Source organism: Geobacter sp. PheSNFMC (genome assembly GCF_059620965.1).
In genome coordinates this window covers 19802-27925 of record NZ_JCAMRN010000045.1, presented here as the reverse complement: position 1 = coordinate 27925, position 8124 = coordinate 19802, and the positions used below count along the sequence as shown (strand labels likewise).

Here is an 8124-nt window from a genome sequence, read left to right as displayed (position 1 = left end):
TTGGTGTTGTTCGACACCTCTCTGTTCCTCAGGTACGGTAATCGGCGTTGATCTTGACGTAGTCGTAGGACAGGTCCGAGGTGTAGACCGTTGCCCGTCCGTCGCCCAGATGCAGGTCGACGGTAACGGTAAACTCCTTCTTGCGCAATACCCCGGTGCCCCGCGCCTCGGCGTCGCCTCCGGCGAAAACACCGCCCTGCACCATCCTGACATCGTCGAAAAACAGTTCGGCACGGTCCGGCGCCACGTCCGCGCCGGAGTAGCCCACTGCCGCGAAAATCCGCCCCCAGTTGGCATCCTGCCCGAAAAAAGCGGTCTTCACCAGGCATGAATTGGCAACGGCCATGGCGGCCCGCTTGGCGTCGGCATCGGAGCGGGCGCCCTTCACGGTCACTTCCACGAACTTGGTGGCACCTTCACCGTCCTTGACGATCAGCTTGGCCAGGGAGAGGAGCACCTCCTCCAGAAGAGCCACAAATTCCGCGGCGCCCTCGCTCCCCTCGGACAGGACCGGGGTGCCGGCTGCTCCGTTGGCCATGATGATGGCGGTATCGTTGGTGGACATGTCGCCGTCCACGGTTATGGCATTGAAGGATGTATCGTTGGCGCGGCGGAAGATACGGTCGAGCCACTGGGGGTCAACTGCGGCATCGGTAACGATAAAGGCGAGCATGGTAGCCATGTTCGGCATGATCATGCCGGCGCCCTTGGCGATACCGGCGATGGTGTACCCGACACCGCCCGCGGCCCCGGTACGCGCCTCCAGTTTCGGGAAGGTGTCGGTGGTCATGATGGCCGCGGCGATCTGATCGAGGGTGGCCGAGCCGAGTCCCTCCACGAGGGGGGGAATCCCTCCCCTGACCCGCTCCATGGGGAGCGGTACGCCGATCACGCCGGTGGAGGAAACGAGCACCTCATGCTCCGGCGCACCGATCCGCTCGGCCACGAGGCGTGCGGTTTCCCGCGCATCCTCCATCCCCCGGTCTCCGGTGCAGGCATTGGCGTTGCCGCTGTTGACCACCACTGCGCGGCAGGTGCCGCTCGTGGTCCGTTCCATGTCCAGAAGCACCGGCGCGGCCTTCACCTTGTTGGTGGTGTAAACCGCGGCCACCGCAGCCGGCGCATCAGAGCAGATGAGGGCCAGATCCAGGCGGCCCGGCTTCTTGATGGCCGCTTCCACGGCCGAGAACCGAAATCCCTTGACGTTCATAGCTGAAACCTCAGGAAAGCGCCACTACCCGAGAAACCGGCGCTTTCATAGACTATCTCATTTTCCGCAGCACTTCTTGTACTTCTTGCCGCTACCGCAGGGGCAGGGCTCGTTGCGCCCGGCAAGCTTCTTGGACTTGGACGGCTCCGAGGTCTCTTCCTCATCGACCAGGTTGAAGACCATCCTTTTCCGGGCCTGCTTCTGCTGCTCCTCTTCCATTCGCTCCACGTCTTCCTCATGGGCAATCTGGACCCAGAAGATCTTTTCCACGGTCTCGGCGGCGATGCGGGCCATCATGTCCATAAAGAGCTGGTAGGCTTCTTTCTTGTACTCCTGCTTCGGATCCTTCTGACCGTAGCCACGGAGCCCGATCCCTTCCTTGAGGTGGTCGATGGAGAGGAGATGGTCTTTCCACTGGGCATCGATGGTCTGGAGCATGATCACCTTGATGAGGTGATCCATGAGTTCGTCGCCGACGGCAGCCACCTTGGCATCGAAGGCCTCGTGGACCTTCTCCTTGAGCAGGGTGCGGAAGCTCTCGGGAGAGAGCCGGTCCATGGTCTGGGGCGGGATGTCGATCTGGAAGCCGTAGGTCTTCAGAATCCCTTCGCCGATGGACTGCCAGTCCCATTCATGGGCCGACACCTTTTCTATGGCAAAGGAGGAGATTTCCTCGATGGTGTCGTCCATCATCTGGGCGAAGTGGCGGCGGATGTCCTGGCCGGCCAGAATCTCGCGGCGCTGGGTATAGATCACCTCGCGCTGCTTGTTCATGACATCGTCGTACTCGATCAGATGTTTCCTGATCTCGAAGTTGTGGGCCTCCACCTTTTTCTGGGCATTCTCGATGGCCTTGGTGATCATGCCGTGGGTAATGGCCTCCCCCTCTTCGATCTTGAGGAAGTCCATGATCTTGGAGACCCGCTCAGAACCGAAAATTCGCAGGAGGTCGTCCTGGAGAGAAAGATAGAAACGGGATGAGCCCGGGTCCCCCTGGCGGCCCGACCGGCCCCGGAGCTGGTTGTCGATCCGCCGGGACTCGTGGCGCTCGGTGCCGATGATGTGGAGACCGCCCAGGGCCACCACTTCATCGTGCTCGCGGGCACAGAGGTCGCGGTACTCGGCCAGCACCTTCTCGTACTCTTCCTCGGGGGCATCGGGATTGGCCCGGCGCCACTGCTTGGCAAGACCTTCGGGGTTGCCGCCCAGCAGGATGTCGGTACCGCGGCCCGCCATGTTGGTGGCGATGGTCACCATCCCCTTGCGGCCGGCCTGGGCCACGATCTCGGCCTCCCGTTCGTGCTGCTTGGCGTTGAGCACGTTGTGGGGAACCCCCTGCTTCCTGAGCATCTCCGCCAGCACCTCGGATTTTTCAATGGAGATGGTTCCCACCAGGGTGGGCTGCCCCTTCTCATGGCACCCCCTGATTTCATCTATGACGGCATTGAATTTCTCCTGCTCGGTCTTGTAGATGACGTCCGGGAAGTCAGGGCGCAGCAAGGGCCGGTTGGTGGGGATGACCGTCACTTCCAGCTTGTAGATCTTGTGGAACTCTTCGGCTTCCGTGTCGGCGGTGCCGGTCATGCCGGAGAGCTTCTCGTACATGCGGAAATAGTTCTGAAAGGTGATGGTGGCGAGCGTCTGATTCTCGTTCTCGATCTCCACCCCTTCCTTGGCCTCGATGGCCTGGTGGAGCCCGTCGGACCAGCGGCGGCCCGGCATGAGACGGCCGGTGAACTCGTCGACGATGATGACCTCACCGTCCTTGACCACATAGTCCACGTCGCGCCGGAACAGGGCATGGGCTCGGAGCGCCTGGTTCACATGGTGGAGGATCTCCATGTGGTTCGGGTCGTAGAGGTTGTCGATCTTGAGCAGTTTCTCGACCCTGGCGACCCCCTCCTCGGTGAGCGAGGATGAGCGGGCCTTTTCGTCGACCGTGTAGTCGCCGGTGTAGACCTTGCGCTTGCCCGACAGGGTGTTTGCCTCCACCTCCTTGGCCTCCCCCTTTTTCAGGTGAGGGATGATCCGGTCGATGATGTAGTACTTGTCGGTGGAATCCTCGGTGGGTCCGGAGATGATGAGGGGCGTCCGGGCCTCGTCGATGAGGATGGAGTCCACCTCGTCCACGATCGAGAAGTAGAAGGGACGCTGAACGTAATCCTCCAGGGCGAACTTCATGTTGTCCCGCAGGTAATCGAAGCCGAACTCGTTGTTGGTGCCGTAGGTGATGTCCGCGGCATAGGCGGCGCGACGCTCCTCGTCATCGATGCCGTGGACGATGACCCCCACGGTGAGTCCCAGGAAGCGGTAGAGGCGTCCCATCCACTCGGAGTCCCGCCGGGCCAGATAGTCGTTGACCGTGACCACGTGGACCCCGCGGCCGGTGAGGGCGTTCAGGTATGCCGGCAAGGTCGCCACCAGGGTCTTTCCCTCGCCGGTCTTCATCTCGGCGATTTTCCCCTGGTGGAGCACCATGCCGCCGATGAGCTGCACGTCGAAGTGGCGCATGCCGAGGGCCCGCTTGCCCCCTTCCCGGCAGACGGCGAAGGCCTCGGGCAGGAGGGAGTCGAGGCTTTCGCCCCGGGCAATCCGCTCCTTGAACTCGAACGTCTTCTCCCTGAGCTGATCGTCGGTCAGGCCAGCCACTTGGGACTCCAGGCCGTTGATTTTCTCCACCACCGGCCACATGCGTTTGAGTTCACGCTCGTTCTTGCTGCCGACGATCTTCTTTATGATGGCTCCAAACATATAAACCGGGTCTCCTGGGAAATCGTGTAATGGTCAAACGCAAGCGGAAACGGTAGCACAACAGCCGGAAATGCTCAATAGAATCCGTACGGCGCAGCGCCAGGCCCATGAAACGGTTGTGTCGCGCGGCACGTTGCGCACAGGGCCTCGAGGGACTGACAAAAGCGGCCTAGGCTGTTCCCTGCGGCTTGGCCGGCCGCGCGCCTGGGCACCGGTGTCCGCCCCGCTCCACCGGCTTGACGGGTTCGGTTACGGGTCAGTAGGCGCGGTTGTCGAACATGCGGCGGGTCTTGCGCTCGGACCGGGGGAGCTCGCCGTAGGGGAGGAGATCCACCTCGCAGGAGACCATCAGGGAATGCTTCACCCCCGACACGATCGCCTTGCAGAGGAGGGCATCCGCTGTGGGCGCAGCATCTTCGGCCCGCTCCACCCGGATGGTCATGTGGTCGCGACCATCGGCACCCCGGTCCAGAACCACTTGGAATTCACTGCCGAGCCCGTCGATCCGGTCGAGAATCTCATCGATCTGTCCGGGATAGATGTTGACCCCCCGGAAAATCACCACATCGTCGGAACGCCCGAGTATCCGGTCGTGACGGGGAAGAACGCAGCCACAGGGGCAATCGCCCGGCACGAGGCGGGTCAGGTCCCGGGAGCGATAGCGGATGAGCGGTGCCCCCTCCTTGCGCAGCGTAGTGAAGACCATCTCCCCCACCTCCCCTGGCTGCACCGGCTGGAGTGTTTCCGGGTCGAGGATTTCAAGGAGATAGTAGTCGGCCCAGTAGTGAATGGAGCCGTCTGCGCCGGGCGCTCCGCAGGAAAGCCCCGTGCCGGGACCGTACACCTCGGTGAGGCCGGTGATGTCGTGGACCGATTCGGCACCGAGGCATTCGCGGATCTTGGCTAGAATCGCCTCGCTGGAGCGTTCGGCACCGAGGATCACCTTGCGCACGGCGATCTTGTCCCGCAGATCGCGCCGCTGGACCTCTTCGGCCAGGAGCAGCCCCATGGAGGCGGTGCAACAGACCACCGTTGACTGAAGATCCACCAGAAAGGTGGTCTGGATATCGAGATTCCCCGGCCCCACGGGCACTGCCAGGGCGCCGTACCGCTCGCATCCCAACTGGAAACCCGCTCCGGCGGTCCAGAGACCATACCCGACACAGATCTGCACCCGGTCTTCACGGGTGACCCCGGCCATCTCGTAGCAACGGCAGAACATGTCGGCCCAGTCATCCACATCTTTCTGGGTGTAGCAGAGGATTTTCCGCTTCCCTGTCGTCCCCGAGGATGAGTGGATCCGGACGAGCTGCTCATGGGTGGCCGCACGAAGGGGAAAGGGATAGCCGTCGCGCAGATCGTCGGCAGAGGTGAAGGGAAGCTTCGCAATATCCGCGAGGCCCGTGACGTCGTCTGGCGTCACGCCCGCTTCTTCGAGCCGGCTGCGGTAAAAGGGCGAGTTGCGCCAGGCGTGGTTCACGGTCCAGCGCAGGCCGTCGAGCTGGAGCCGTTCAAGTTCCGCGGGAGATGAGTAGTGGGCGGGAAAGCGGGTCAGCATAGGGGGTTACAACCTCCATCGGAAAGGATTACCGGAAAATCAAGCCTCCGCCCGCTCCATGCCGAGACGCAGGGCCTTGAGAGATGCGGCCCGGAGCGCCCCCTTTTCACCCAGCCGGTGCTCGATGGTTGCAATCACCTGGCTGGTGGAGCAGAAGAGGCCGGCATCGGTGAGCCGGGCCAGGGCAAAGCCGAGGAGGATCAGGTTCACCGCCTGGGGGGAGCCGATCTCCAGGGCAAGGGCGTCGGCGTCGATCACATGGACCGGGTGCCCCTCAAGTCCGGCCGGGACACGGGAGGCATTGGCCACGATCCACCCGCCGGGACGGAGGAAGTGCCGGTGGAGCGCAATGTTCTCCTCCTTCATGGCCAGCAGGCCGTCGGCCCTGCCGGGGCGCACGAGGGGACTTGAGAATTCGCCCGCCTTCAGGTGGGAGATGACCACCCCGCCCCGCTGGGCCATGCCGTGGGTTTCGGAGGTCATGACCGGCATGCCGGTGCGGATGGCGGTCTCGGCCAGAATGCGGGTGACGAACAGGATTCCCTGCCCCCCCACCCCGCTGATGATCAGTTGCTCTCCCCCGGTCATTTTCCCACCTCCTCGATGGCCAACCGCGGACAGACATCGACGCAGACGCCGCACTTGGAACAGACGAGGGTATCGACAACCACCCGCTTCGTTTCTTCGTCGTAGACCAGGGCCGGGCACTCGAACTGGGTAGTGCAGAAGCGGCACCCGTTGCAGGCATCGCTTACCCGCACCGCGCGCTTCGGCGGCCGTTCGCCGGTGTAGGTCCGGTCAACCACGCAGGGCTGGCGGGCAATGACCACGGCAAGCCCGTCGGTCCGGGCAAAGGCCACCGCTTCTTTCATCAGGGCGGTAAAAGCGGGAAGGTTGCCCGGCTCGCCCGACCGGCAGAAGCGCACGCCGCATGCCTTTACCAGCCCCTCCATATCCACCGTCGCCGTGGGCACCCCGCCGGCGCCCCACCCCAGTGCCGGGGTCGGCTGGTTGCCGGTCATGGCGGTGGTGGCATTGTCCAGAATCACGAGCACGAACCGCGCATCCTGCACCACGGCGTCGATGAGCGGCGGGATTCCCGCGTGGAAGAAGGTGGAGTCGCCGATGGTGGCGACGATGTCGGGCACCTGGCCGGAAAGTTTGTAGGCGTGGTAGAAGCCGGCCGCCTGGGAGACCGCCGCCCCCATGCAGAGGACCGTGTCGACCCCTCCCAGGTTGAGGCCGAGGGTGTAGCAGCCGATGTCGGAAGGATAGATTCCCTTGGGCGCAGCCCGCTTGATGGCATAAAAGCTGGCCCGGTGGGGGCAGCCCGGGCAGAGGGTCGGCCGGCGTCCGCCGCCCGTGGGGGGCGCAACGGAGGGTGCGGCGGGAATGCCGGCAAAAGCGGCCACCAGACGCTCCACCAGTTCCGGGGACAGTTCTCCCACCTCAGGAACAAAGCCCGACCGCTTTCCCTTTACCCGGTGGCGGTCGGCCAGTTGCAACTCCATGACCCCGGTGGTCTCCTCCAGCACCAGGATCTCGTCGTAGTCGGCCAGAAGCCGCTCCACGAACGCCGTGTGCAGAGGATAGGGCTGCACCACCTGCCAGAGGGGAAGGACGTCCCTGAGCCCCAGGTCTGCCAGCACCTCGCGGGCATGGGCCGCTGCCACGCCGGAGGCGACCAGTGCCTTCCTGGAAGAGACCCCCGGATTGAGCAACCGCGGGGCGGTCGGCTCCCAGGCGGCAATGCCGGCCAGTTTCTCCTCCAGCTCCAGGTGAAGCTTGTGACGAAAGACCGGGGTAGCGGCCCACCGGGCTGGATCCTTGACAAACGCGGCCGTCCGTTCGGACGGAGCAACCGGACCGGGGAGGATGTCCTGGTTGGCGTGGCAGACGCGGGTAGTGGGCCGGAGCATGACCGGCACCCGGAAGGCCTCGGACAGCTCGAACCCGGCGGCGATGAGCTCCCGGGCCTGGTCGGGCGAATCGGGATCGAGAACGGGCACCTTGGCGGACATGGCCGTCAGGCGGCTGTCCTGCTCGGTCTGGGACGAGTGGGGCCCCGGATCGTCGGCGGAGATGACCACGAAACCGCCGGTGACTCCCAGGTAGGCGGCACTCATGAACGGATCAGAGGCAACATTGAGCCCCACCTGCTTCATGGCCGTGGCGGCGCGCAGCCCGGACTGGGCGGCGGCATAGGCAATCTCGAAGGCCACCTTCTCATTAACGGCCCACTCCACGTGCATGGGTACGCCGTAGCGCTCCCGCCAGAGAGCCACGCCGGAGAGAATCTCCGACGCGGGCGTGCCGGGATAGGAGGCAACGACACTGCATCCGCTCTCCACAAGGCCGTGGGCCATGGCATCGTTGCCAAGCAACAGCTTCCGTTCACTCACCGAAAAGGGCTCCTTCCGTTGGAAAAATCATTAGATTTTCCGTGGTCGGCCCTTTTTTGTCAACCGAAATTCTCGACGAATGGGGCGTTTGCGCCGAGAATCGGCTTGAATTTCCGGGGATATTTCTTTATACAAAAGCAATCTCTCCATGCCGCATTAATTAAATTCATGTTCGATATCATGAAACCCAATCACGCCCGGGA

General features: G+C 63.4%; 5 protein-coding genes. All 5 read right to left on the bottom strand.

Translation table 11 applies throughout. The features are described 5' to 3' along the window. Positions 1-28: 28 nt before the first annotated feature. The 5 genes from argJ to AC6CDK_RS11380 all read right to left on the bottom strand — a co-directional run bounded on the left by argJ (position 29) and on the right by AC6CDK_RS11380 (position 7921). Positions 29-1210 carry a bifunctional glutamate N-acetyltransferase/amino-acid acetyltransferase ArgJ gene (argJ, locus tag AC6CDK_RS11400; protein WP_192905051.1) on the bottom strand — a complete coding sequence of 394 codons (1182 nt, stop codon included), beginning with the start codon at positions 1208-1210 and terminating at the stop codon, positions 29-31. A gap of 57 nt (positions 1211-1267) precedes the next feature. Next, on the bottom strand, positions 1268-3961 hold the full coding sequence (secA, locus tag AC6CDK_RS11395; RefSeq protein WP_039644014.1) for a preprotein translocase subunit SecA: 2694 nt from the start codon (positions 3959-3961) through the stop codon (positions 1268-1270). 256 nt (positions 3962-4217) lie between these two features. Continuing rightward, positions 4218-5519, bottom strand: a complete 1302-nt coding sequence (locus AC6CDK_RS11390; RefSeq protein ID WP_039644012.1) for a phenylacetate--CoA ligase — start codon at positions 5517-5519, stop codon at positions 4218-4220. A 39-nt stretch (positions 5520-5558) separates the two neighbouring features. Continuing rightward, the gene (locus AC6CDK_RS11385; RefSeq protein WP_039644010.1) at positions 5559-6107 is read right to left on the bottom strand and encodes an indolepyruvate oxidoreductase subunit beta; all 549 of its coding nucleotides are present in this window, start codon (positions 6105-6107) and stop codon (positions 5559-5561) included. Continuing rightward, entirely contained in the window at positions 6104-7921 is a 1818-nt protein-coding gene (locus tag AC6CDK_RS11380; RefSeq protein ID WP_192905052.1) for a thiamine pyrophosphate-dependent enzyme, read from the bottom strand. Before AC6CDK_RS11380 ends, AC6CDK_RS11385 begins: the two co-directional genes overlap by 4 nt. Between the last annotated feature and the right edge of the window lie 203 nt (positions 7922-8124).